This is a genomic window from Bacillus sp. LL01, from assembly GCF_001037965.1.
Genome location: NZ_LFEL01000136.1, coordinates 1 through 4,886 on the forward strand (window position 1 = coordinate 1; position 4,886 = coordinate 4,886).

General features: G+C 38.9%; 5 protein-coding genes and 1 pseudogene. 2 read left to right on the forward strand and 4 right to left on the reverse strand.

Annotated features, from left to right (window positions below; translation table 11 throughout):
* Positions 1-256: pseudogene (locus AB685_RS26370) on the forward strand (MFS transporter); the annotation flags it as partial.
* Here AB685_RS26370 and AB685_RS26375 read toward each other — a convergent pair.
* From AB685_RS26375 to AB685_RS26390, 4 genes are all read right to left on the reverse strand, one after another.
* Entirely contained in the window at positions 256-1,152 is an 897-nt protein-coding gene (locus AB685_RS26375) for a polysaccharide biosynthesis protein (RefSeq protein WP_047973567.1), read from the reverse strand. The pseudogene AB685_RS26370 and the gene AB685_RS26375 overlap by 1 nt on opposite strands.
* Before the next feature lie 250 nt (positions 1,153-1,402).
* The gene (locus tag AB685_RS26380; protein WP_047973563.1) at positions 1,403-2,170 is read right to left on the reverse strand and encodes a CpsB/CapC family capsule biosynthesis tyrosine phosphatase; all 768 of its coding nucleotides are present in this window, start codon (positions 2,168-2,170) and stop codon (positions 1,403-1,405) included.
* Positions 2,171-2,361: 191 nt separating this feature from the next.
* Positions 2,362-3,057, reverse strand: coding sequence for a CpsD/CapB family tyrosine-protein kinase (locus AB685_RS26385; protein ID WP_047973564.1), 696 nt, complete (start codon positions 3,055-3,057; stop codon positions 2,362-2,364).
* A gap of 12 nt (positions 3,058-3,069) precedes the next feature.
* Entirely contained in the window at positions 3,070-3,774 is a 705-nt protein-coding gene (locus AB685_RS26390) for a Wzz/FepE/Etk N-terminal domain-containing protein (protein WP_047973565.1), read from the reverse strand.
* 237 nt (positions 3,775-4,011) lie between these two features.
* Between AB685_RS26390 and AB685_RS26395 the strand changes: the two genes are divergently transcribed.
* The coding region (locus tag AB685_RS26395; protein ID WP_047973566.1) for an LCP family protein at positions 4,012-4,886 on the forward strand (875 nt) is incomplete at its 3' end.

Consider the following 4,886-nt stretch of genomic DNA (forward strand, 5'->3'; position numbering starts at 1 on the left):
GTTTTTAATAGGGGCTTTCATTCTCTTCAATGCGTTGTGCGCCGTTTCATCATCCTACACGATGCTACTTTCTTTTCGGATTTTGACAGCCATTGTGACTGGGGTTCTGATCTCCCTAGCCATGATAGTGGCAAGTGAAACCATGCCGGCAGCAAAGCGCGGACTTGCCATCTCATTCGTGTTCGGTGGCTTTACCCTTGCGAACGTCATCGGGGTGCCGATTGGAACTGTCGTTTCATCCTGGTTCGGCTGGAACTAGAAACGGGCAATTTGGCGACAAAATTCCGAACCAATCGACCCTCCTGCACCTGTTACTAGGATTGTTTTATTCGAAATATAATCAGCAATACCCTCAATATCAAGCTCAACTGGCTCACGGCCGAGAAGGTCTTCTACTTCGACATCACGGAATTGGTTGACTTCAACATCACCTGTAATCAGGTCTTCCATTTTTGGTAGCACCTGTGTTTTCACTTTTGTTTTTGTACATTGAGCAAAAATTTCGTTCATTGATTGACGTCCGAGTGAAGGAATAGCAATGATGATATGCTCGATGCTGTATTCATTGACTAGTTTTCCAATTTCTTTAATATTGCCTAATACAGGTAGATCAAGAATTTCTAAGTGACATTTATTCTTGTCGTCATCGATAAAGCCGATTGGATCAAGGTCTGACTCATTGCTATTACGTAGCTGACGGGCAACCATTGTGCCGGCACTGCCTGCGCCAATAATTAAGGTGCGTTTCCCACCTAATTTTGGTTTGATGTATGTATCTCGGTAGAGGCGCCATGAGAACCTTGAACCGCCGATGAGGAGAATATGCATCATCCAGGTGACGGCAAGTGTACGGAAGTAGATATCTTGGATGAGGATGAATTGGGCAACGGCTGTTAAGAGAACAGAGAAGGTCACGGCTTTGAATATACCTGTTAATTCTCCGATACTCGCATATTGCCAGACTCGCTTGTATAGCTTATACATATGAGCAAACAAATGATGACTAAGGAATAAGACGATCGAGCTGACGATGATGACGGTTGTAAATGGACTGCCTGTTGGTAGTAAGATAAAGTAACTTAAGAAAATAGACAAAATAACGATGAGTGAATCGACTAATACTAATGAAGCAATACGCTTTTTATAACTCATAGATTTGCCCCCTTTCAATTTTTAACAAATGCTTAAATGATTCATTTTAAAAACCTTAATTAGTGCCTCTTGCATACAAAAGACACTAGCTAAGGCTTTTAATAAAAGTTATTGGGGATATTCCCCACGAGGCATTTAACCCCTCCTCACACCATGCCATTGACAATTCAAGTCTAAGGCTGTCGCACAACCCACAGCATAGCCGAGTGCCTCCGTCGATATAGGCAAGGAGACATCGCCTGTCATTCATTTAAAAGATTCCTAGTAATTTTTTACGTTTAATCTGTTCAGGTGGCTCCACAATAACATGCTTATTTTCGACAATTAGTTGGGCGTTCTCTTGGAAGTAGAGTACCTTCTCTTCACCATGCGACCGTGCAATTTCTGCATACGATTCTCTTAGTCTAAATGGACGAGAATCGACATTATGAGCATCTGATGCTACAAAATGAGTTAGATTTGCTTCGATTAATTGGTTAGAGAACTGTTTAATCTTCTTGCCGAAATGTCCAGTTAGACTTGATGATGTGACTTGAGTGAGCACACCATTTTGCACAAAATCATAAAGCTTGTCCGGATTCTCTAGTAGTTTACTATTTCGTTCTGGGTGAACAATGACTGGCGTGTATCCGTTCATTTGTAACTGATAGAATAATTGGGCTGCGTATCGTGGTACATGATTAGAAGGAAATTCAATAAACAAATACATCTCGTGATCAGCAAGGGTGATTGTCGTTTTATTCACTAAGTCTTCTACTACTTCTCCGTAAAGCCTCACTTCTTGACCAGGTAGAATCTTCAAATCTATGTTTTCTTCTAATAATCTGTTATTTAGCTCAATCACAGTCTGGCGCACAATCGTTGCATCATTTGAATACGTCGGGTGCTGATGATGCGGTGTGGCAACTATCTGTGTAATACCTTCATCTAGTGCAAGTCTTGCCATTTCAATACTTTCTTCTATTGTTTTGGGGCCATCATCTAAGCCCGGTAATATGTGACAATGGAGATCAATCATTCTACACTCTCCTTTTTGGCCTATTTGTCTTACTAATAGGTCTTATTTATCTATTTTCTATCATTATTTAGCATCGAGGTAAAATAAAAAACAACATTTGYTGCTTACTAGCAAATGCTGCTTTTATTGTAAATACTTGTCTAATAGTAGCATAATTCAATTGAAAGAAAAAGTAGTTTATTTCTTTTGATCTACTCGTAATAATAGTAATAATTATCTCCAGGTTTTACTTCTTTTTTGTTTAGAACGACACCTAGTAGTTTAGCTTTTGCTTGAGAAAGTAAGTCTTTCGCTTTAAGTGCCATTTGGCGATCGGTCTTCCCACTACATACAACTAAGACTGTACCATCACATTTATTCGCTAGTAATTGTGAATCCGTTACGGCCATCACTGGTGGTGTATCGATAATAATCACTTCGTACTGCTCTTTTGTTTTTTCAAGAAGTAACTCCATTCCTTTTGAGTTTAATRGCTCAGCAGGGTTCGGAGGAATAGGTCCACAAGTTAAGATTTCTAGATTTTCTATTTTTGTTTGACTAACTGCTTCTTCTAGTGACACTTGACGAGTCAGGACATTCGYCAAGCCTTTCGTGTTCAATACCCCAAATGTGTAATGAGCAGTTGGCTTTCTCATATCTCCATCAATGAAAAGGACACGGTTGCCGTTTTGCGCCATCACAACTGCTAGGTTAGCAGATGTCGTTGACTTCCCTTCACCTGGGCTTGTAGATGTGACAACAATCGTGCGAATCGGCTCATCAACGGCAGCAAACTCAATATTCGTACGAATCGTCCGGTATTGTTCTGAGATGGGAGACTTTCTATTTGTATGAGTAATCAAGCCTCGTTTGTTGTTTTCTTTCACTTGCTTGTTTGGTCGTGCCACAGTTGTCACTCCTTAGCTTGATTTCTTCAAATCACGTTTAATTTCTTTATCCATATCAGGAATCGCACCAAGGATCGGTAACTCTAATAGCGATTCAATGTCTTCTTCACTCTTAATCGTTGTGTCTAAGAATTCTAATAAGAAGGCAATCCCTACAGCCGTCATTAACCCTACTACAAAAGCAATCGCCATATTTAATGTAGGATTTGGTTTGATTGGTGAAGGACTATCCGATACTTGAGCTGAAGATAGAATACTGACATTATCAACGCTCATAATTTCAACAATCTCACGTTGGAACACAGTCGCAATCGTATTGGCAATTTGTGCAGCTACTTCCGGACGCTCATGTTCCACTCGAATATTCATAACTTGTGAGTTATTTTCACTTGATACAGATATTTTATTGTTTAAATCACTAAAACTCTCAGTAAGATTCGCTTCTGCAATGACTTTATCAAGGATGGTTGGACTTTTAATAATAACGGTATAGGTATTGATCAGTTCTACATTCGTTCGAATATCAGTTTGAGAAAATGATTGGTCTTGCTGCGTTTGGTTCACTAGAATTTGAGTTGAACTTTGGTAAATTGGTGTCAGGACTAAATAACTAACAAGACCTGCGAGAACAACGGCAATAATCGGTATTACTATAAGAAGCATTAGGCGTCTTCGCAAGGTGTTGTAAATATCTTTTAMACTTATTGTTTCTTCCATTCTTCGTAGAAACCCCCTAAAATCAGTTAAAATGCAACATAAGAGATTATATCATAATTTGTCAAAGATTTACGGTTTTTTTCGAAAACTATTGTGTTTTTTACAATTAGTTTACTCATATTAAAAGTTTCTACCAATTTAAAAGTTCTATTTGCCTATTACCAGATAGGAGATTATAATGACCTTAAGTAATTTACCAATAGATGTTATTTTTCAATAGAAAGCGAGAGTATATTAATGAAGAAATCGTTAAAAATTATCGGTATTATATTAGGGATTTTATTTCTCTCTGTGGTTGGTTATGGAGCGTATCTATACTTCTCCGTCACGAGTACAGCCAACGAAATTCATGAGCCTTTAGAACGAGATTCGGACAAGTCAGATAAACGAACAGAAAAAGTTAACWTAGATAATCAAGACCCACTATCGATCTTAATTGCAGGGGTTGACTCAACAGGAGAAGCGCATTCAGGAAGATCAGATACGATTATTGTTTTAACAGTTAATCCTAAAGAAGAGTCGATTAAGATGCTGAGTATCCCTCGTGATACACGTACTGAATTAATCRGACGTGGCACGACGGAAAAAATTAACCATGCTTATGCTTGGGGCGGAATTAAAATGACGGTTGATACCGTTGAGAATTTCTTAGATGTTCCGATTGATCACTATGTGAGTGTTAATATGGAAGGTTTTACTTCAATTGTTGATGCTCTAGGTGGAGTTACAGTTGATAATGAATTTGCTTTCTCTCAAAGTGGTCACCAGTTTAATGAAGGGGAGAATGTTTTAAACGGGGAACAAGCCCTAGCTTACTCACGAATGAGAAAAGCTGATTCGCGCGGTGACTTCGGTCGTAATGATCGTCAACGTGAAATTGTTGAAGCTGTGATTCAAGAAGCTGCGCAAGTTTCTTCTATTACAAGAGCAGGCGATATGCTAGATGCTGTTGGAAAGTCTGTACGTACAGACCTTTCATTAAATGATATGTGGAGCGTAYAATCGAACTATAAAGAAGCGCGTCATTCAATCGAGCAATTAGCACTTACTGGACCAAGTGAGCGTATTGATGGATTGAGTTATGTAATTATCTCAGAGGAAGATCGTTTGGC

What these genes read in the sequence shown, in the direction of transcription:
- AB685_RS26380 (WP_047973563.1), bottom strand. Translation starts at nt 2,170, where the DNA reads ATGATTGATCTCCATTGTCACATATTACCGGGCTTAGATGATGGCCCC.
- AB685_RS26375 (WP_047973567.1), bottom strand. Translation starts at nt 1,152, where the DNA reads ATGAGTTATAAAAAGCGTATTGCTTCATTAGTATTAGTCGATTCACTC.